The 18,920-nt window shown below is 57.4% G+C and carries 17 protein-coding genes and 3 tRNA genes; 10 read left to right on the top strand and 10 right to left on the bottom strand.

The features are described from left to right. Window positions 1-30: 30 nt before the first annotated feature. Window positions 31-522 (bottom strand): DinB family protein, encoded by a 492-nt coding sequence (locus ACE3SE_RS01450; protein WP_374553481.1) that lies wholly within the window; start codon window positions 520-522, stop codon window positions 31-33. Window positions 523-889: 367 nt separating this feature from the next. Here ACE3SE_RS01450 and ACE3SE_RS01445 point away from each other — a divergent pair, with 367 nt between their 5' ends. Further along, window positions 890-2,251, top strand: a complete 1,362-nt coding sequence (locus tag ACE3SE_RS01445; protein WP_374553479.1) for a PAS domain-containing sensor histidine kinase — start codon at window positions 890-892, stop codon at window positions 2,249-2,251. Window positions 2,252-2,319: 68 nt separating this feature from the next. On the opposite strand, the gene rimO is transcribed toward ACE3SE_RS01445, so the two are convergent. The 3 genes from rimO to ACE3SE_RS01430 form a co-directional block, all read right to left on the bottom strand. Further along, entirely contained in the window at window positions 2,320-3,636 is a 1,317-nt protein-coding gene (gene rimO, locus ACE3SE_RS01440) for a 30S ribosomal protein S12 methylthiotransferase RimO (RefSeq protein WP_062788522.1), read from the bottom strand. Window positions 3,637-3,755: 119 nt separating this feature from the next. After that, window positions 3,756-4,193 (bottom strand): hypothetical protein, encoded by a 438-nt coding sequence (locus tag ACE3SE_RS01435; RefSeq protein ID WP_131359344.1) that lies wholly within the window; start codon window positions 4,191-4,193, stop codon window positions 3,756-3,758. A gap of 259 nt (window positions 4,194-4,452) precedes the next feature. Beyond that, window positions 4,453-4,878 carry an organic hydroperoxide resistance protein gene (locus ACE3SE_RS01430; RefSeq protein WP_131359342.1) on the bottom strand — a complete coding sequence of 142 codons (426 nt, stop codon included), beginning with the start codon at window positions 4,876-4,878 and terminating at the stop codon, window positions 4,453-4,455. 118 nt (window positions 4,879-4,996) lie between these two features. Here ACE3SE_RS01430 and ACE3SE_RS01425 point away from each other — a divergent pair, with 118 nt between their 5' ends. The 3 genes from ACE3SE_RS01425 to ACE3SE_RS01415 all read left to right on the top strand — a co-directional run bounded on the left by ACE3SE_RS01425 (window position 4,997) and on the right by ACE3SE_RS01415 (window position 8,868). Next, window positions 4,997-5,869: an AraC family transcriptional regulator gene (locus ACE3SE_RS01425; RefSeq protein WP_207389789.1), complete on the top strand. Its 873-nt coding sequence runs from the start codon at window positions 4,997-4,999 to the stop codon at window positions 5,867-5,869. A 118-nt stretch (window positions 5,870-5,987) separates the two neighbouring features. Next, window positions 5,988-7,328, top strand: a complete 1,341-nt coding sequence (locus ACE3SE_RS01420) for an aspartate aminotransferase family protein (protein ID WP_374553477.1) — start codon at window positions 5,988-5,990, stop codon at window positions 7,326-7,328. Between the two features lie 46 nt (window positions 7,329-7,374). Further along, complete coding sequence (locus ACE3SE_RS01415) at window positions 7,375-8,868, top strand: CoA-acylating methylmalonate-semialdehyde dehydrogenase (RefSeq protein WP_131359338.1); 1,494 nt, start codon at window positions 7,375-7,377, stop codon at window positions 8,866-8,868. A gap of 86 nt (window positions 8,869-8,954) precedes the next feature. Here ACE3SE_RS01415 and ACE3SE_RS01410 read toward each other — a convergent pair whose 3' ends face one another. Together ACE3SE_RS01410 and phaR are read right to left on the bottom strand one after the other, a co-directional pair. Then, entirely contained in the window at window positions 8,955-9,749 is a 795-nt protein-coding gene (locus ACE3SE_RS01410) for a hypothetical protein (protein WP_374553475.1), read from the bottom strand. A gap of 41 nt (window positions 9,750-9,790) precedes the next feature. Further along, window positions 9,791-10,357 carry a polyhydroxyalkanoate synthesis repressor PhaR gene (gene phaR / locus ACE3SE_RS01405; RefSeq protein WP_045845152.1) on the bottom strand — a complete coding sequence of 189 codons (567 nt, stop codon included), beginning with the start codon at window positions 10,355-10,357 and terminating at the stop codon, window positions 9,791-9,793. A 200-nt stretch (window positions 10,358-10,557) separates the two neighbouring features. Between phaR and ACE3SE_RS01400 the strand changes: the two genes are divergently transcribed. Next, on the top strand, window positions 10,558-11,103 hold the full coding sequence (locus ACE3SE_RS01400) for a phasin family protein (protein WP_045845153.1): 546 nt from the start codon (window positions 10,558-10,560) through the stop codon (window positions 11,101-11,103). Between the two features lie 122 nt (window positions 11,104-11,225). After that, the gene (locus tag ACE3SE_RS01395) at window positions 11,226-12,353 is read left to right on the top strand and encodes a M14 family metallopeptidase (RefSeq protein WP_374553472.1); all 1,128 of its coding nucleotides are present in this window, start codon (window positions 11,226-11,228) and stop codon (window positions 12,351-12,353) included. Between the two features lie 69 nt (window positions 12,354-12,422). Here the strand turns inward: ACE3SE_RS01395 and ACE3SE_RS01390 are convergent, their stop codons facing one another. From ACE3SE_RS01390 to ygfZ, 3 genes are all read right to left on the bottom strand, one after another. After that, the gene (locus ACE3SE_RS01390; protein ID WP_374553471.1) at window positions 12,423-14,141 is read right to left on the bottom strand and encodes a hypothetical protein; all 1,719 of its coding nucleotides are present in this window, start codon (window positions 14,139-14,141) and stop codon (window positions 12,423-12,425) included. A gap of 175 nt (window positions 14,142-14,316) precedes the next feature. After that, window positions 14,317-14,625: an H-NS histone family protein gene (locus tag ACE3SE_RS01385; protein ID WP_045845156.1), complete on the bottom strand. Its 309-nt coding sequence runs from the start codon at window positions 14,623-14,625 to the stop codon at window positions 14,317-14,319. 105 nt (window positions 14,626-14,730) lie between these two features. Then, a complete protein-coding gene (gene ygfZ / locus ACE3SE_RS01380; protein ID WP_374553468.1) occupies window positions 14,731-15,756 on the bottom strand; it encodes a CAF17-like 4Fe-4S cluster assembly/insertion protein YgfZ in 1,026 nt (341 codons plus the stop codon). 226 nt (window positions 15,757-15,982) lie between these two features. Here ygfZ and ACE3SE_RS01375 point away from each other — a divergent pair. From ACE3SE_RS01375 to mscL, 4 genes are all read left to right on the top strand, one after another. Further along, window positions 15,983-16,058 (top strand) — tRNA-Asn (locus tag ACE3SE_RS01375). Between the two features lie 32 nt (window positions 16,059-16,090). After that, window positions 16,091-16,166: transfer RNA gene (locus ACE3SE_RS01370), tRNA-Asn, on the top strand. A gap of 18 nt (window positions 16,167-16,184) precedes the next feature. After that, window positions 16,185-16,260 (top strand) — tRNA-Asn (locus ACE3SE_RS01365). A gap of 194 nt (window positions 16,261-16,454) precedes the next feature. Beyond that, window positions 16,455-16,916, top strand: coding sequence for a large conductance mechanosensitive channel protein MscL (gene mscL, locus ACE3SE_RS01360; protein ID WP_045845158.1), 462 nt, complete (start codon window positions 16,455-16,457; stop codon window positions 16,914-16,916). Between the two features lie 69 nt (window positions 16,917-16,985). On the opposite strand, the gene ACE3SE_RS01355 is transcribed toward mscL, so the two are convergent. Next, window positions 16,986-18,809: a methyl-accepting chemotaxis protein gene (locus tag ACE3SE_RS01355; RefSeq protein WP_374553466.1), complete on the bottom strand. Its 1,824-nt coding sequence runs from the start codon at window positions 18,807-18,809 to the stop codon at window positions 16,986-16,988. Window positions 18,810-18,920: the final 111 nt, after the last annotated feature.

Raw genomic sequence — 18,920 nt, 5'->3', positions numbered from 1 at the left:
ACCAGGGGGGTTCAGTCACGCCAATGCGCTTCAAGCCCAGCGGCGTTGCGGTTCGGCCGCATGGATATACAGCGTGTAGGTATCCGCCGGCCGCTGTGCCCCGGCCTGCTCCAGCGCATGACCAATGGCACCACGGTGATAGGTGCCGTGATTGAGGATGTGAAACAGGATTTCCTCCCGGCTCATGCTGCCTGCCAGGCCATCGGCAAACACGAAACGGATGACTTCCGCCGCACTTGCCGGCGTCAGGCTGGCAACATGGCTGGCAAACCAGGCGTCGGACGCCAGCAGACGGCGCTCCAGCTCGGCCAGTTCAGGCAGTTGCGCACTGTTGGTGGCAGCATGCGGCGCAGGCAGGCCCAGCAAGCGGGCGCGGAACAACTCTTCCACGATCAGCATGTGATTGAGCTGCTGGCAGACAAACCCCATAGTGGCTGACTGAAGGGTGGCATCCAGCGTGGCGATGGCCTGCAAGGTGCGCTGGTCGGCCCACTGTTTGTAGGCAAAAGCATGGGCAAACATGGTATGAGTCCGGTGATGGTGAATGCCATATCATGCCATGCGACTGAGCGTACGGCATCCGCAAGCCCGCGCTGCCATCAAAAAACCCCGCCCGGCCTTGCCAGGCCTGACGGGGTTGCAGATGAACAGGAAAAGCACTCAGCCCAAGGCAAGCGGCCCGATACCGCCACACGCAAACCATACATGCAGGTAGAACCCAGCGTCTTGCCGGCAATGAGCCGCTACAACAAAAGAAAAATGCCGGGCAGCTGGCTCCCGGCATAAAATCAGTACAGCCGGACCGCCAGGCCGCCGCTCTCGCCCGGCAGACATGCCTGCCGGACAATCCATTGGATGAAACCACCACCCCTTACAGGAAACCGCCGTCATGCCCGTATCGCACCATGCCCTGCATGCGCCAGTCAGCCTGCCGGACGACAGCATTGCTGCAGCCGGACAGGAACTGGCCGAATCCGCCTGGATTGATGTCATCCAGCGCATGGATGAGGTGTACAGCGAACTGGTGGCCTCACAGGAAACGCTGGAGACCAAACACCGGGAACTGGCCGAGGCCCATCACTTCACCGAGGGTGTGCTGGCGGCGATGACCGACGTGCTGATCGTGTGCGATACCGTGGGCAAGGTGCGCCAGGTCAACCGCGCCATGTTGCAGCTGACCGGCCGGTCGGAAAGTGCACTGGTCGGCTGCGATCTGACCGAACTGGTACAGGACAGCAAGGCCCAGCAGCAGATTGCCAGCATGCTGGCAGCCGGGCGCAGCGATGTGCAGGATGTGGAAATCGCCCTGCCCCGCCAGCAGGGCGAGCCGGTACCGGTCACCTGGAATGTCAGCCCGCTGTATGACGGTGAAGGGCGCTACAGCGGCTTTGTGGCTGTCGGGCGGCCGGTGGGCGAACTCAAGCGCGCCTATGCCCAGCTGCAGGCAGCGCATCAGGCGTTGAAATCCGCCCAGGCCCAGCTGGTGCAAGCCGAGAAAATGGCCTCGCTGGGCCGGCTGGTGGCGGGCGTGGCGCACGAACTCAACAACCCCATCAGTTTTGTACTGGGCAATGCCCATGCCATGCAACGCTATGCCACCAAGCTCACCCGTTACCTGAACGCCATTCACGCCCATGACCTGAGTCCGGAAAACCAGGCATTGCGTATCGAGCTGAAAATCGACCGTCTGATTGCCGACCTGCCCTCGCTCAGCGAGGGGCTGATGGAAGGAGCCGAGCGCAGCGGGCATATCGTGGATGCACTGAAACGCTTTTCTGCGGTGGAAGAAAATACCCGGCAACGGGTGGATCTGGCCGACCTTACCCAGCGCGCGCTGCACTGGGTTAGCCGTGCCGCGCCATTCCGGGTGGAAGTCATCAATATCGGGCTGGATGCCCCCGCCTGGGTGTGCGGTTCGGCCAACCAGTTGCAACAGGTGCTGGTGAACCTGATCCAGAATGCGTTTGATGCCATCGAAAAAACCATGAAGCCCCGGCTGGAACTGAGCATCACCCGTCAGGCACAAAGCGTGGAACTGCAACTGCACGACAATGGCAGCGGCATCAGCGAGGAAGCCTTGCCGCTGATCTTCGACCCCTTCTTCACTACCAAGCCCATCGGCAAGGGCACCGGGCTTGGCTTGTCCATCAGCTATGGCATTGTCGAACGCCATGGCGGGCAACTGAGCGCCGACAATCACCCGGATGGCGGTGCCTGCTTCACGCTGAGCCTGCCCGCGTTCAAGGACTAGGCTGCAGCAACAAAAACGGCGTTCCCGCAGGAACGCCGTTTGTTCAACTTGTCATCCGCAGCACGGAATCAGACGCGCTCGCCCCACAGGTCGTGCTCGCTGCAATCGACAATGTCCACCTCGACAAACTGGCCGGCTTCAAGACCGGTGGCATCTTCCACAAACACCAGGCCGTCGATTTCCGGCGCATCGGCATAGCTGCGGCAGATGGCAGTACCCTCGTCGTCGATTTCATCCACCAGCACGGTCAGGCGCTGACCGATACGGGCTTCCAGCTTGCGGGCGCTGATTTCGGCCTGCACTTCCATGAAGCGCTCCTTGCGCGCTTCTTTGACGTCTTCCGGCACCTGATCCGGCAAGTCGTTGGCGGTGGCGCCTTCGACTGCGGAATAGGTGAAACAGCCCACGCGGTCCAGCTGGGCTTCACGCAGGAATTGCAGCAGTTCTTCGAAGTCTTCTTCGGTTTCGCCGGGGAAGCCGACAATGAAGGTGGAGCGGATCACCAGCTGCGGGCAGATCTCGCGCCATTTCTTGATACGCGCCAGCACATTGTCGCTGTTGGCCGGACGCTTCATCAGCTTCAGCACTTTCTGGCTGGCATGCTGGAACGGGATATCCAGGTAAGGCAGGATCTTGCCGTCGCGCATCAGCGGAATCACTTCATCCACATGCGGGTAGGGGTAAACATAGTGCAGGCGCACCCAGATGCCGTGCTTGCCCAGCTCCTCGCACAGCTCGGTCATGCGGGTTTTCACCGGACGGCCGTCGTGGAAGCCCAGCTTGTATTTGACATCCACGCCATAGGCCGAGGTGTCCTGCGAAATCACCAGCAGCTCCTTCACCCCGGCGCGGGCCAGATTGGCCGCTTCACGCAGTACATCGTGTACCGGACGGCTTTCCAGATCGCCGCGCATGGACGGGATGATGCAGAAGGTGCAGCGGTGATTGCAGCCTTCGGAAATTTTCAGATAGGCGTAATGCTTGGGGGTCAGGCGAATGCCGATATCCGGCACCAGGTCGACAAAGGGGTCGTGCGGCTTGGGCAGGTAGTTGTGTACCGCATCCATCACCTCGTCGGTAGCGTGCGGGCCGGTGACGGCAAGTACCGACGGGTGGGCATTCTGCACCACGCCATCCTTGGCACCCAGACAGCCGGTAACAATCACCTTGCCGTTTTCATTCAGCGCTTCGCCAATGGCATCCAGCGATTCGGTCACCGCCGAATCGATGAAACCACAGGTGTTGACCACCACCAGGTCAGCCCCGTCATAGGAGGAGGAAATTTCATAACCCTCCGCGCGCAGGCGGGTAAGAATGTGTTCGGAATCACTCTGAGCCTTGGGACAGCCGAGGGAAACCATACCGATACGAGGAGCTTTGGACATGTGGCGTAGTGCAAAAAATGAAAAACGCCAGATTATACAGCGATTTGCCAGTGCATACCCATGCAGCTTCCGTCAAAACACCCTGCCGCGAGCAAATGCTGCCGGGCATGTGCAGCATTTCAGATTGCCGAATCCAGATCGTCAGCAATCGCTGCCTTCATGGCTGGCCAGGCCATCAGGGTTTCATGTTCGCCCACGGTAAAACCACGGCCCAGCGCTGCTACCCGGTCACGGTAGGCATGCAGTTCCGGGTGATCCGCAAACAGCCGCTGCAGCTCCTGCTGTTGCGCTGCACTGGCCATGGCACAGCCACGGAACAAGGCCCAGAGCAAAAAACCACAACCCGACCACAGAAACATGGACAGCAGGATACCCAGCGTGAGTGGTGCCAGCCCCAGCCAGCCAGCGGGCAGCAGGGTTGGCGTGATGGACGGTGGCAGGATGAGGATCAATAGCAATACAAGCGGAATCATCATCCGCAGCAGACGGATCTGCCAGCGGCTGAGTGCCATCATGTCGAATTGTATTTGTGGTGCTGGTGCTTGCTTGTGGTCCATCTTCACGCTTCTGTTTGTCTGACATGCGCAGACACCCTGTTGTCAGCTTCCTATCTTATTGTTTTGTTTATTAATTATCGTTAATTTTGATCATGATTCTGTCAACAAGTGTAAAGACCAGCCAACGCCGGGCCAGCCGGGTCGGTATTGGCATTGCAATACAAATCCTGCATAAGCCAAAGTCATGCTTCATGGCGGACAAATACAAAACCCCCGGCGAGACCGGGGGTTTTCGTGATGCCGTGAATCGGACGTCGGCTTACACCAGCTGCAAGCGCACGTCGATATTGCCACGGGTGGCATTGGAGTACGGGCAGACAATGTGCGCCTTGTCCACCAGCGCTTGTGCCTTGGCCGCATCGACACCGGGAATGCTGATCTGCAGATCCACTTCAATACCAAAGCCGGTCGGAATCGGGCCGATGCCTACGGTAGCGTTCACCGTGGTGGTGGCAGGCAAGGCCACCTTGTCTTGCATCGCCACATATTTCAGCGCCCCCAGAAAGCAGGCCGAGTAACCAGCGGCGAACAGCTGCTCCGGATTGGTACCCGGGCCACCGGCACCACCCAGTTCGCGCGGGGTGGACAATTGCACCTTCAATGCAGCGTCAGAAGATTCGGCACTGCCTTCACGGCCACCGGTGGCAGTGGCATTGGCGCGGTAGAGAACTTTTTCAATGGACATGGTGGATTCCTTGTATTGCATGAGTGGGGGATCAAGCCGTTTGGCAGAAACCACTTTACCGCGCTTGCCAATACGATATGCTACAAAAAGTATTGATAAATTGATCAGGAGTCGCAAAGTGCTGGATACCTGTACCGACAGGCTGGACGCCTTGCTGCATCACTTCCCGGTGCGTGCGCGCCTGTTTCATTCCGGCAGCCTGTGCGGGGTGACCCGCTTTGACACGCCGGAGAGCGGCGGGCAGTTACATCTGGTGCAGCACGGTGAGCTGACCGTGGAACACCCGGGCCAGGCTGCGCTGCATATTGGCGAACCCAGCCTGCTGTTTTACCCGCGCCCATTGGCACGCCGCTTTATCAGCGATCCTCAAGCCGGTGCCACCCTCGCCTGCGCCCAGTTGCAATTCGACGGCGGTGCTGACAACCCGCTGGCCGGGGCGCTGCCGGATGTGGTCTGCGTATCGCTGAAGGACATTCCCGGCACCCAAGCCATTCTGGAGTTGCTGTTTACCGAGGCCTTCAACCACTACTGCGGACGAGAGGCCCTGCTGGACCGCCTGTTCGAGGCGGTCTTCATCCAGCTGCTGCGCTATCTGATGGAAACGGGGGCCATCCGCGGCGGCATGCTGGCGGGCATGTCCCATCCCAGGCTGCGCCGGGCCCTGGTTGCCATGCATGAACAACCGCAGCAGGACTGGACGCTGGATGCACTGGCTGCACTTTGCGGCATGTCACGCAGCGTGTTTGCCAATAGCTTCCGCAGTACGCTGGGCAGTACGCCGGGGGCCTACCTGCAAGGCTGGCGCATCAGTCTGGCCCAGCAAATGCTGCGTCGGGGACAAGCATTAAAGCTGATTGCCGATGCGGTGGGTTATGGCAGCGAAGCCGCGCTGGCTCGGGCATTCAAGGCACATTGCGGCCAGACCCCGCGCGCGTGGCGGCTGGCGCAGCAGCCCGCCAGCCTGACTACCGGCCAGCCCGTCAATCAGTAGTACTGTGGTGGCAGGCATTACGTTCAAAAAAACTCACCTTTACGTTTATAACTTTCAATTTAACTCACCTATTGTTTGATGCATGCTGTGCACATCAACCATGGCACCAGGAGCCATCATGTCTGCACCGCATTCTGTCTTCACCCCCAGCGATCTGAAACTCGACGCACAGTGGATGCCCTTCTCTGCCAACCGTGCATTCAAGCAAGACCCGCGCATCATCGTGGCCGCTGACGGCAATTACTTCATCGATGACAAGGGCCGCCGCATTTTCGACAGTCTGTCCGGCCTGTGGACCTGTGGTGCCGGTCATAACCGCAAGGAAATCCAGGAAGCGGTAGCGCGTCAGTTGGGCACGCTGGACTACGCACCGGGCTTCCAGTACGGCCACCCGCTGGCCTTCCGCCTGGCCGAGGAAATCGCCGGCATCATGCCGGATGGCCTCGACCACGTACTGTTTACCGGCTCCGGTTCCGAGTGTGCCGACACTGCCATCAAGATGGCCAAGGCTTACTGGCGCCTGAAGGGTCAGCCCAGCAAAACCCGCTTTATCGGCCGCGCCCGTGGCTATCACGGCGTAAACATCGGTGGCACCGCACTGGGCGGCATTGGTGGCAACCGCAAGCTGTACGGCCAGTTGATGGATGCCGACCACCTGCCGCACACCCTGCAGCCGGGTATGGCCTTTACCCGTGGCATGGCCGAAACCGGCGGCGTGGAGCTGGCCAACGAGCTGCTCAAGCTGATCGAACTGCACGACGCGTCCAATATTGCCGCCGTCATCGTCGAGCCGATGTCCGGCTCGGCTGGCGTCATCGTGCCGCCCAAGGGCTACCTGCAACGCCTGCGCGAAATCTGCAGCCAGAACAACATCCTGCTGATTTTTGACGAAGTCATCACCGCCTACGGCCGCATGGGCAAGTGGACCGGTGCCGACTACTTCGGCGTTACCCCGGACATCATGAACACCGCCAAGCAGGTGACCAACGGCGCAGTACCGCTGGGTGCGGTGATTGCCTCGAAGGAAATCTACAACACCTTCATGCAGCAGAACCTGCCGCAGCACGCCATTGAATTCACCCATGGCTACACTTATTCCGGCCACCCGGTGGCCTGCGCCGCCGGTCTGGCCACGCTGGAAGTACTCAAGCGCGAACAGCTGATCGAACAATCGCTGGCACTGGCGCCGGTATTCGAGGACAAGCTGCATGCGCTCAAGGGCAGCCAGCATGTGGTGGACATTCGCAACTGCGGCCTGGCCGGTGCCATCCAGCTGGCCCCGCGTGACGGCGATGCCACCATCCGCCCCTACGAGGCAGGCCTCAAACTGTGGCAGGCTGGTTTCTACGTCCGCTTCGGCGGCGACACCCTGCAATTCGGCCCCAGCTTCAACACCACCCCGGCACAGCTCGACACCCTGTTCGATGCCGTGGGCAGCGTACTGAACAATCTGGCCTGAGCCTGATACTCAAACCAATACCGTGCATAGCAAGAAAGAATCCAACGTGAGCACCATCGCCCATCTGATCAACGGTGAGCTTGTCCAGCAGACAGGCCGCAGCACTCCCGTTTTCAACCCCTCGCTCGGCAAGCCGGTGCGCGAAGTGGCCCTGGCCGACCAGGCCATCCTGCGTGCTGCCATCGACAGCGCCAAGGCCGCCTTCCCGGAATGGCGCAAAACCCCGCCGGCCAAGCGCGCCCAGGTGATGTTCCGCTTCAAGCAGCTGCTGGAAGCCAACCGCGACAAGATTGCCCAGCTGATCAGCGAAGAACACGGCAAGACGCTGGAAGACGCGGTGGGCGAACTGCAACGCGGCATCGAAAACGTGGAATACGCCTGCGGCGTGCCGGAACTGCTCAAGGGTGAATACAACCGCAATGTCGGCCCCAATATCGACAGCTGGAGCGACTTCCAGCCGCTGGGCGTGGTAGCCGGTATCACCCCGTTCAACTTCCCGGCCATGGTGCCGCTGTGGATGTACCCGCTGGCCATCGCCTGCGGTAACTGCTTCATCCTGAAGCCGTCCGAGCGCGACCCCAGCTCCACCCTGTACATTGCCCAGCTGCTGCATGAAGCCGGCCTGCCCAAGGGCGTGCTGAATGTGGTGAACGGTGACAAGGAAGCCGTTGATGGCCTGATCCAGGCACCGGAAGTGAAAGCCATCAGCTTTGTCGGCTCCACTCCGATTGCCGAATACATCTACACCGAAGCCAACAAGCGCGGCAAACGCGTACAGGCGCTGGGTGGTGCCAAAAACCACGCCGTGGTGCTGCCGGACGCCGATCTGGACAACACCGTCAATGCACTGATGGGTGCGGCTTATGGCTCCTGCGGCGAGCGCTGCATGGCTATTTCGGTAGTGGTGGCAGTAGGCGACCAGGTGGCTGACAAGCTGGTGGAAAAACTCAAGCCCAAGATTGCCGAGCTGAAAATCGGCGCCGGCACCTCCTGCGGTCTGGACATGGGCCCGCTGGTGACCGGTGCGGCACGCGACAAGGTGGTGGGCTATATCGACAGTGGCGTGGAACAAGGCGCAACCCTGGTGGTGGATGGCCGTGGCCTGAAAGTATCCGGCTGCGAGGACGGCTTCTTCGTCGGCGGCACCCTGTTCGACCACGTCAAGCCCGGCATGAAGGTCTACGAAGAAGAAATCTTCGGCCCGGTGCTGTGCATCGTGCGGGTGAACAGCCTGGAAGACGCCATGCAGCTGATCAACGACCACGAATACGGCAACGGTACCTGCCTGTTCACCCGTGATGGCGAAGCAGCTCGCCTGTTCTGCGACGAAATCGAAGTGGGCATGGTGGGCGTCAACGTACCGCTGCCGGTACCGGTGGCCTACCACAGCTTTGGCGGCTGGAAGCGTTCGCTGTTTGGCGACCTGCACGCCTACGGCCCGGATGGCGTGCGCTTCTACACCAAGCGCAAGACCATCACCCAGCGCTGGCCGCAACGTGCCAGCCATGAGGCTTCGCAGTTCGCCTTCCCCAGCCTGTAATCGCCGCACAGCAGACTGAAACAACACCGCCCCTGCCCACACCACGTGGACAGGGGCTGTGTTAATTCAGGCCGGGTAAAGCGCGTTCATGGGCAATCCGGGCGATCCGACGAATCCGTGACTGCCGGACGCCGCAATTGGCACATGCGCTGATGCAGGCGGGCGAAATCCTCCGCTGGCCCCATGCCCAGCTGTACCAGGGCAATAATTGCCTGCCCTTCACGCTGCGCCTTGGCATCCGCAGTTTCACCCGTCTCCGCTTCGGGCCATACCACCCAGGTGGCAGCCAGCGATTCATCAATACGGACCACCGCGTGAAACAGCGGGCTTTCCTTGCTAGAAGTTGCAAGCCGGCACAGTATGCTTGCCTGACCGTCGCCCGGTAGATCCGGCAGTGGCTGCCCGGCGGGCAGGCAATCCGCACTCCAGACGATTGCACGCGCCTCCGGCGCAAGCGGCCAGGCCAGCAGGCTGAATCCATTAACTGGCAGTGCCTGTATCAGCGCCGGCGAGGCGTTATTACACAGTGCACGCGACCATTGCCGCCGCAACTGGCTACAAAACACCTGCGACTGGGGAATGTCCTCATCCCAGCCATAATTCCTGATGCGGATGCGCAACTGCGGCAGCTCCAGCGCGGCAGCAGGTGCACTGGCATCGCGCAGGCGCTGCCGCGCGGCATCGGCTGCGATAGCTTCTGCCTTACCCGTACCCAGAGAAAAGCTCTGCCCTCCTGCATACTGACTACCCACAGCAACGCGTGGCAGCACCAGCGGGTGATCGGCCACACGCACATACACATCCTGCACCAGCTCGGCCAGTTGCTCTTCCGTCAAATCACGGGGGCCACCACAGCCAGTGAGCAGCAGGAACGCAGACACAAAAAAACCCGCACTCACGCGGGTTGTGACGGACGCTGACATCAGGACTTGTCAGTATCGTCCTTGCCCGGCGGTACGTAGCCGGGGAAACCAAAGCCGCTGAACAGCTGCTTGGTTTGCTCTTGCATGCGGTTCTGCATTTCCAGGAACATGCCGGTGCTCTGCTCCATATAGCTGGACATCACGTTCTGCATGGCAGGGCCCTGCAGCTTCATGAACTCCCCCCACATGGTGGAATTGAACACCGCCTTGTCGCCGTACAGTGCACGGGTTTGTTCCTGCAATTTCTGCTGCATCTGACCAAACAGTTGCAGGTTCTTTTCCAGGAACGGGCCCATCATGCCCTGCATGGCCTGACCATAAAAGCGGATGAACTGGGTCAGCACTTCATAGCTGAACATGGGCATGCCGCCGTTTTCTTCCTCCAGGATGATTTGCAGCAGCACGCTGCGGGTGATGTCATCCTGCGTCTTGGCGTCGACAACCTGGATATCCACGTTCTCGAGCACCAGCTGCTTTACGTCTCCCAAAGTGATGTAGGAACTGGTCGCCGTGTCATACAGGCGACGGTTCGGGTACTTCTTGATGACCCTTTTTTCAACACTCATGTAACACTCCCGGATTATTGTCGTTGGTGTTGTGCACCCGCAATTTATCATAAATACAACAAGCTAGAGCAAAACTTCTACCGTCCTTGCACGGACCATGCTACATTCCGCCTGCATTGTGCAGTGCAATATAAAAATAGATACAATCAATACAGAGCTTGTCGGTCTTTTCCACGAAATCTAATGATGAGGGTAATTACATGTTCAATACTAACGATCAACTGAGCAAAGTCTCCCTGTCCGGCTTTGAAGCCGCCCTGCGTGTAGCGCAAATCTCCCTGGACAGCGCCGAGCGCCTGGTCAAGCTGAACCTGGAAGCCTCCAAGCAAACCCTGGAAGAAAACGTCAAGGTTGCCAAGGCACTGGCCGGCGCCACTGATGCCCAGGAAGCCCTGAAGCAAATCAACCAGCTGGCCACCCAATCCGTGGACAAGGCAGTTGCCAACTCCCGCAACGTTTACGAAATCGTATCCGCTGCACAAAGCGAACTGTCCAAACTGGCAGAAGAAAACCTGGGCAGCTTCAACAAGAACCTGATCACCGCCCTGGAAGGTGCCGCCAAAAACGCACCCGCAGGTTCGGACAATGCCCTGAACGCCGTCAAGACTTCGCTGGCTGCTGCTGCCGCTGCCGTTAACAGCTTCAGCAAGGCTGCCCAACAGGTTGCCGAATTCACCGACAGCAGCATCAAGGCTGCCAGCAGCGCCACTGCCGACGCTGTGAAAACTGCTACCAAGCGCGCCTGAGCACGCTGATATCCAGTCAAAACCCCGCCAAGGCGGGGTTTTTTCTATTGTCTGATGCACAGCCAGCGCGGCGGGTTTACAATTCCTCCTTTGAGTTCCGGCAAAGACGACAGGTTCAACGCATGAAAATCAGCAGCAACTTTGACGCAGGCAGTATCGAAATCGTTTCGATGGAGAGTTTCGACGACATTCAGCTGCGGATCCCCCATGACAATGCCGCGGACTTTGCCCAGTGGTTCTATTTCCGCCTGCAAGGTGCCGCCTACCAGGCTTGTACCCTGCGCTTCCTGAATGCCGGCGAGTGCGCCTACCCGGAAGGCTGGACCAATTATCAGCTGATGGCCTCCTACGACCGTATCAACTGGTTCCGCGTACCGGCGCAGTATGATGGCCAGGTGATGACGGTAGAGCACGTGCCGCTGGCCAACAGCTTGTACTACGCCTACTTCGAACCCTATTCGCACGAGCAGCACCTGAACCTGCTGGGCCAGGCACAAGGCTCGGGCCTGTGCCAGATCCACGATCTTGGCTTCACCGTGCAGGGCCGTGACATCAATCTGCTGACCATCGGTCACGAGGTTGAATCCGACCTGAAAATCTGGATCACCGCCCGCCAGCACCCGGGCGAAACCATGGCGGAATGGTTTGTCGAAGGCTTCCTCAACCGTCTGCTCGACCCGCTGGATGCCACCTCGCGTGCGCTGCTGGACAAGGCAACATTTTATGTCGTGCCCAACATGAACCCGGACGGTTCCATTCTGGGCAATCTGCGGACCAATGCCGCCGGTGCCAACCTGAACCGCGAATGGCTGGAGCCTTCGGCGGAAAAGAGCCCGGAAGTGCAACTGGTGCGCAACAAGATGCTGGAAACCGGCGTTGACCTGTTCCTGGACATTCACGGCGACGAGTCGCTGCCTTATGTGTTCGTCGCCGGTACTGAAGGCGTGCCCTCTTATACGGATACCATCCGCCAGCTGGAAGAGAAGTTCAAACACTATCTGATGGTGGCCAACCCCGACTTCCAGGATGAAGTGGGTTACGAAAAGGACGCCCCGGGCAGCGCCAACCTCAGCCTGGCCACCAACTGGGTAGGGGAAAATTTCAAATGCCTCGCCTTTACCCTGGAAATGCCGTTCAAGGACAATGCCAACCTGCCTGACGACGACTACGGCTGGAATGGCCAACGCAGCCTGCGCATGGGCGAGGCCGTCCTCACCCCCATTTACGCGGTGATTAACGAACTGCGCTGACCGCGCCTGAGTAACAAAAAAGCCGGAGACAATCTCCGGCTTTTTTATTGTGGTCCAACAAGACAGGCATTACATGACGATTGGCAGCTTTTCCAGCGCCTTCACCAGTTCGATTTCGGCCAGACACCAGTCACTCCCCTTTTCCAGCACCTTGCCCAAGGCAATCTGGAAATGCTTGCCGCGGGCCGTCATATAGTATTGCTTGCCAAGGGTATAGCAAGAAATCGGCATGATCAGTGCGTTGATGCGCCGTCCACCACGATCAAAAGGAACAAACAAGGAAATGTGACCGGACAACCACACCATTTCCTGCGGCAAAGTGGGGTCGATCAGCTTGCTGTCCACCGGACGAAGGGACGCTGCGACCGGACGGCTGGAGAGCGTCTCCAGGCCCAGATAAATACGCTCACGCTGATTGGCACGCTTGACGCGGCGGATCAGGCCCAGGCTCCAGTTGTTGCTGTCCACATCGCGATAACCCACCAGGCCGCCCAGGCTGACCCATTCATTTCCCAGCGCATCCAGGGTGACGCCAAGGCCTGTCTGGCTGACATTATCCACCGACCAGCGCAAGAACTCGTCACGCGCCTGTGCTGCGGGTACGGCAGCTTCGCCGGACAGCGGCGCCAGTGCCAGCGTGCTGCGATCACGCTTGCGACTGGTGACAAAACCGTAAATGCGGATATTTGCCGCGTCGTCAAAACTGTCGGTGTCTGCCTGACGGGTTTGCACCTGACTGGCCTCATCCGGCTGGCGGATCAGGCGATGCAACAAAGACAGACGGTGTGCCACCTCAAGGTTGCGATTGGTCACCGCCGTGCGCTCTGCCCGCTCAAAACGTACCGGATGCGCAGCCCATTCGCGGCACAACATGCGCAGCAGGCCTGCATCGATACCGGGTTCGATCAGGGGCTTGAGCTCGGGCGGCAAACGGCCACCTTCCATCACGGTTGCCCAGCCATGGATGATTTCCACCATGTCTGCCGTCGACCAGTAACGCGCAGCGTCGCCAGCCATATCCCCCAATGGGCGCATGGCGGGCTTTGCCTCATTCAGCACAACCGCAAAACTGGCATCCTCTGCATATTCAGGGTGCAGCGACATGCGATTGGAAACCAGGCAAAGAATATGATAGGAAAAATTGAATTGGCGCTGGGTGAGATTACCGCTACTGAGCAAGGACAGCATCAGCATGATCAGATACTGATCCTGTACTGTCGTACCCGGACTTTCCTCGCCGAATAGAAAAACAGGCGTGGAATCAACCCGCATTTTCTCAGCGAAACGGTACAGCTGATTTACATTTAACCAGAACACATCATCAGGACTGAAATGCCGTAAATACTGCCAGCGGGCGAATTCGCCAAAATAATGCATCATGCGCACCAGCACCAAAGGCAGCATGGCACGCAGGCGCTCCTCCTGCTGGACATCGACATCAAATGACAGTGCACGCTGGTAAAAATCCAGCAATTCCTTGCCAAAAGACAGTATCTGGGCGCGCAGCTGCCCTTCCAATACCTTGGGCATGCGGGAGTTGAGGAAATACTGTGTACACAGATTATCGTGCAGTGGCTGTATTTCCAGATTGAGCGTCAACACCGCATCCAGTAAATCGGCCGTCACCCGGCTTGATTGGGCATTCACCTCGGCCAGCATCTCGGTCATTTTCTCGTGAGCAGCCGCGCCGTATTCCTGCTTGAGTGCATCGGCATAAGCCTTGGCAGCGGCAGCATTGGCCAACGGATCTGACTTGCTCTTGGTGCCTCGGGAGAAAAAGTCCAACATGTCGTAGCTTTCGGGCGATCAAGGTAACGGGAAGCCGCAAGATAGACTGCCGTTGCGGTGTAGATTGTTATCAGTATTTATACACGGAGCCGATTGGGCAAGAAGAACTTGCATGCAAAAACAAAAAGCGCCCATGCAGGCGCTTTGAAACAGGCACTTGGCAGGCCATGTTACATCAGATGGCCAGATCTTCAAGCGTTTTGCCAGCAGTCAGCAGCTCCTGTACCCATACCGGCTTGCGACCGCGACCAGTCCAGGTCAGTTCAGCATTTTCCGGGTGACGGTACTTGGCTTCAACCGGCTTGCGTACGGCACCACCTACTTTGCCCAGCACTTCTTCAACGCTCAGGCCATAAGCCTTGGCCAGTTCGATGATCTGCTTTTTGGCTTTGGTTTTTTCTTCCGATTCGCGACGCTTGATTTCATTTTCAACGTCGCTTTTCAAAGCAACCAGCTCGGTAAAACTCAGAGTGCTAATGTCCATTTTCCGCCCTTATTATTCAGTTTGACCACAACAATTTCAATTTAGCCAAAAGCAGACAGAAACGTCAAGGCAGAAGTGCTAAATTTGTGTAAACAAAGCAAGTATTTATTCATCCTGAATAGGATAAGGCAGTGTCAGACATTCCAGGCGATGCTGGTATTCGGCTTCCAGATAAATCCCCTTCTCCCAGCAAACTGTCTGCACAACCACCAGCGCTTCTTGCTGCACTTCATTCACCGGACAAACTGCGGCAACCATACCAATTGATTGCTCCGGCAGTTCCGGACTGAATAGCTTGTCGCCGGCTCGCGCGCTAACCGCCAGGCTTGCCTTGAATAAACGCCGTTTTACTTTACCCAGATATTGGGTACGCGCAACGATTTCCTGCCCCGGATAACAACCCTTCTTGAAGCTGACAGCACCAATCAAATCCATATTCGCCATTTGCGGAACAAATTGCTCTTGCGTTGCCAGTGTCACCCAGGCAATGCCTGCATCAATATCGCGGATACCCCAGGCTTGTGACGATACTGCTGTTGCTTTTTCGGCCACAAGCTGTGCTGCCAATGGCGAATCAGCCGTCAAATTGAGAATGAAACCACCACCTGGCAATGCAATGGCTACATCGGCATTATGTTCCTGCACGGCAAGCGGTCCGGCTGCCGGTTTCGCATAATACTGCGCAATGACGGCCTCCAATTGCGCACCGCGTACACCGAGCAAACAGGTATCAGCGCCATTGAGCACCGTAACCTTGACCTTGGAGCGCATGACAAACATGGTCAGACGTTTGGCAATGGCTTGGCAAATATCCGTAGAAACCATCAGGTAATAGCTGCCTTGCAGCTGCCAAGCCAGGAAACTGGCCAGCATGCGTCCTTTGGCCGTGGAATAGGTGGTGAAGCGTGCCTCTTCGCCCACCTCACGAATATCACCGGACAATTGTCCTTGCAGGAAGGATTCGGCATCTTCGCCTTCCAGACGGATCAGGGCAAAACCATCCAGTACTGCCAGTGCATTGCCTGAGCGGACCGCAGCAACCTGCCCGAACAAATCCGGAAATTGCAGCAGGCCATCCTGGCCAACACACCCGTGATTCTCATCTACCCAAACTTGCCACGACTTGTTCATCTTGCGACACCTGTAATTAGCACACCAAATTAGTCAGGAATTCTACTTTTTCCAGCCCTGTTCTGCCAGCCTCATGCTTGGCAACATCACTGCGCAGCAGGATATTCTTTTGCCTTCATACACTTAGCCAACAGCAAGCAACAAGCCGCATGGAATGTGTAATATTCGACGGCCAAACCGTTGACAGGCCTGGCTCTCATCGGTATAGTTCGCACTCTCTTGATGTTCCCTGATAGCTCAGTCGGTAGAGCGACGGACTGTTAATCCGCAGGTCGCAGGTTCGAGCCCTGCTCGGGGAGCCACAAGACACCATTGATCAGCATTGCCCGGTTATTCCCTGATAGCTCAGTCGGTAGAGCGACGGACTGTTAATCCGCAGGTCGCAGGTTCGAGCCCTGCTCGGGGAGCCACCCAGCAATGCATTCAATTCCCTGATAGCTCAGTCGGTAGAGCGACGGACTGTTAATCCGCAGGTCGCAGGTTCGAGCCCTGCTCGGGGAGCCACCCTATTCAAGCAGAAGCCCGCTTTTTATAAAGCGGGCTTTTTGTTTTTATTCCGCCATGATTCCTGTATTTTCTTTGTGCTTTGACAGATCCGCTCATGATGGTGCAAGAATATGCCACACAACATATCGGCATATTCATGCTAAAATAGCATTTGGTTAACACTGTATTAAACAAAAACTAAAGGATCAGCCATGTCCATTCTGAAGGAATTCAAGGAATTTGCCGTTAAAGGTAATGTGATCGATCTGGCCGTCGGTGTGGTGATTGGGGGTGCTTTTGGTTCCATCGTCAAATCGCTGGTTGATGACGTAATCATGCCGCCTATCGGTCTTCTGGTCGGGAATGTCGATTTTGCCAATCTGTTCCTGGTTCTCAAGGAAGGCGTCAAACAGGCCGGACCTTATGCCTCGGTCGCCGCCGCCAAACAGGCTGGTGCCGTCACCATGAATATCGGCTTGTTCATCAACTCTCTGGTCAGCTTTACCATTGTCGCCTTTGCCATCTTCATGCTGGTCAAGGCCATCAACAGGCTCAAACGCGAAGCACCGGCAGAAGCACCGGCCGCACCCGCCACCAAGGAATGCCGCTACTGCCTGTCCAGCGTGCCCCTGAAGGCCACCCGCTGCCCCTGCTGCACATCACAGCTGGATTGATGCCGCGCATCGGCAAACAAGTGAAAAGAGGCCTCAAGAGGCCTCTTTTGTTTTTTGCTGCACGCCGATTCAGCGCTTGTTCTTGCTCTTCAAACCAGCCGCTTCCAGCAAGCTGCTGGGATCAAACCCCAGCCGCAATGCGCCCCAGTGACGCCCATCCAGATAAACCGGCAAGGTCAGTTCGGACAGGATTTCACCGGTATCACGCATATAGGTGTGCAGCAGGAAGGGCTGGGTGTTGTGCGCCGATTTCAGCCCTGCCGGGTCGGAGAAAATGCGCTTGTCACGACTGTTGACCAGGTCTTTCTCTTCATCACCCGTCACCGCCTGGCTATACCAGCTGTTATGCGTCGGGGCATAACCATTGCCATCCACCAGCAAGCAGAAGCGTCCTCCGACAACATCCCGTACCAGAGCGTCGTAATGCGGTTGCACCAGGCCTGCCAGCTTTTCGTCGTAAGCGGTATGGTATTTGGGCGGCTTGCTGCCGGGAATCTGCTGGTAGCGCTTGTCGAAGACATCGACACCAGACTTCAGCTGTTGCTGCAGAATATCCTGCAGCACATCACGCTGCTTGCGCGCGAGGCTGATCATGCGGTCAAACTCGCCTTCGCCGATGATGAAGCGCGACACCATTTCCTGCACTTGCTCTGCCACACCGGACAGTTCGTCTGCCACATGCTCGGTATGATTCAGTCGCTCTGTCACCAACTGGCCCAGGCCATGAATCTCCGACACATGGCGATTCACCTGCCGGTTGGTTTCGGCAAAATCTTCCATGGTGCCGGCAATCTGGGTCAGGCTGCTGGCCGTGGTTTCAAAATCGCCCATCATGCGGCCGAAATGTTGCGAGGCACGTGATACCACCTCGCGTGCCTTGTGTGTGTCCGTGGTGATTTCATTGGTTTCAACCTGGGTATCGGAAACCAGGCCCAGCATGCCATCAATATTGCTGGAAATCTCATCGGTGGCGTTCTTCACCTTTTCCGCGAGTTTGCGCACTTCATCGGCAACCACGGCAAAACCACGGCCGGTTTCACCTGCACGCGCAGCTTCGATGGCGGCATTCAGTGCCAGCAGATTGGTTTGATCGGAAATATCCTTGATCAGGTCAACAATGGTTTTGATACTGGCCGAGCGCTGACTCAGGTCTTCAACCGTCTGGTTGAAATGCCCCACCTTCTGACTGATGTCGTAAATGCGGTCCGCCACGGTTTTCAGTTCGTCATACGACTCGCGAGCCACATCCAGATTGGACAAGGTAGAGGCGGAAATGGATTGCGTCTGTCCGGTAACCTGATTGATGCCGGTAGTAGTCTGGTCACTGGCATCGCGCACCCGGGTGGCAAACTCGTCCTGGCGTACTGCACTGCCCAGCGATTCGCTGACATTCTTGCGGGTACGTGCCGAATCCATGGCAATGCGTACTGTCATCAGGCGTACATTGCTGATGATTTCGCGCATTTTCAGCTGGAAGCGGTTATAGGAAATCGAAACTTCGCGGATTTCGTCATGCGTGACGGTGGGAATATCCCGTGACAAATCACCCTCACCGGCACCTATCTCATTGAAAATGCCGATAATCATCTTGAGCGGACGCACAATCAGATAGCGCAAATACCAGACCATGAAACTGATGAATACGAAGCCGGCCAGCCACAGTGCCGATGACCAGAAAATGGCGCCATCAATACTGGACTGTATCTGCGCCAGATTGGTCGCATTGATACCAGAACCGGCTAGCTGGCTGCGAATGCCAGTCAGCACCAGATAGACGTAAACCACCATGATCAGCTGGAACAGACTCAGAAAAAAGAAACTGCACAGCTTCCGGGTCAGGGTAAAGAAAAATGTTTTCTCGATCAGGGTATAGACGCGCCAGAACCACTCCATGCTCTCTCCTTACAACCTGCTGCTATTGCTTGTTATATGTTTAAAGCGGGCGCTACATTTTTACCCGAATTTAGTGAATTAACCAATCAAATTTGGGATAAACCTGATAGC

This window comes from Aquitalea pelogenes, from assembly GCF_041914625.1.
GTDB lineage: Bacteria > Pseudomonadota > Gammaproteobacteria > Burkholderiales > Chromobacteriaceae > Aquitalea > Aquitalea pelogenes.
This window is presented reverse-complemented; position numbering and strand designations above follow the sequence as displayed.

Coding starts and splice junctions, on each gene's coding strand:
- ACE3SE_RS01450 (WP_374553481.1), bottom strand. CDS start 522: ATGTTTGCCCATGCTTTTGCCTACAAACAGTGGGCCGACCAGCGCACC.
- ACE3SE_RS01445 (WP_374553479.1), top strand. CDS start 890: ATGCCCGTATCGCACCATGCCCTGCATGCGCCAGTCAGCCTGCCGGAC.
- rimO (WP_062788522.1), bottom strand. CDS start 3,636: ATGTCCAAAGCTCCTCGTATCGGTATGGTTTCCCTCGGCTGTCCCAAG.
- ACE3SE_RS01435 (WP_131359344.1), bottom strand. CDS start 4,193: ATGGACCACAAGCAAGCACCAGCACCACAAATACAATTCGACATGATG.
- ACE3SE_RS01430 (WP_131359342.1), bottom strand. CDS start 4,878: ATGTCCATTGAAAAAGTTCTCTACCGCGCCAATGCCACTGCCACCGGT.
- ACE3SE_RS01420 (WP_374553477.1), top strand. CDS start 5,988: ATGTCTGCACCGCATTCTGTCTTCACCCCCAGCGATCTGAAACTCGAC.
- phaR (WP_045845152.1), bottom strand. CDS start 10,357: ATGAGTGTTGAAAAAAGGGTCATCAAGAAGTACCCGAACCGTCGCCTG.
- ACE3SE_RS01400 (WP_045845153.1), top strand. CDS start 10,558: ATGTTCAATACTAACGATCAACTGAGCAAAGTCTCCCTGTCCGGCTTT.
- ACE3SE_RS01395 (WP_374553472.1), top strand. CDS start 11,226: ATGAAAATCAGCAGCAACTTTGACGCAGGCAGTATCGAAATCGTTTCG.
- ACE3SE_RS01390 (WP_374553471.1), bottom strand. CDS start 14,141: ATGTTGGACTTTTTCTCCCGAGGCACCAAGAGCAAGTCAGATCCGTTG.
- ACE3SE_RS01385 (WP_045845156.1), bottom strand. CDS start 14,625: ATGGACATTAGCACTCTGAGTTTTACCGAGCTGGTTGCTTTGAAAAGC.
- ygfZ (WP_374553468.1), bottom strand. CDS start 15,756: ATGAACAAGTCGTGGCAAGTTTGGGTAGATGAGAATCACGGGTGTGTT.
- mscL (WP_045845158.1), top strand. CDS start 16,455: ATGTCCATTCTGAAGGAATTCAAGGAATTTGCCGTTAAAGGTAATGTG.
- ACE3SE_RS01355 (WP_374553466.1), bottom strand. CDS start 18,809: ATGGAGTGGTTCTGGCGCGTCTATACCCTGATCGAGAAAACATTTTTC.